The 241-nt window shown below is 67.6% G+C and carries 1 protein-coding gene; it reads right to left on the reverse strand.

The window, feature by feature from the left end; all coding sequences use genetic code 11:
* On the reverse strand, positions 1-241 hold a 241-nt coding region (locus KVP70_RS33935; protein WP_217946814.1), incomplete at both ends, for a condensation domain-containing protein.

The following is a 241-nucleotide window of genomic DNA, read 5'->3' on the forward strand; positions in this document are numbered from 1 at the left end:
AACGGCACGTCCTGGTGCGCGTAGGCGCCCAGGGTGCTGTCCTTGACTTGCGCCAGCAGGGCGGCCACGCTCGGGTCGTCTGCCAGTTGCACCCGCAGCGCCAGGGTGTTGGCAAAGAAGCCGATCATGGCTTCGATCTCGCTGCGCTGGCGGTTGGCCACCGGGGTGCCGATCACGATGTCTGACTGCCCGCTCAGCCGCGCCAGCAGGATCGACCAGCCGGCCAGCAGGGTCATGAACA

It is taken from the genome of Duganella violaceipulchra (assembly GCF_019166075.1).
GTDB classification, from domain to species: Bacteria; Pseudomonadota; Gammaproteobacteria; order Burkholderiales; family Burkholderiaceae_D; genus Rugamonas; species Rugamonas violaceipulchra.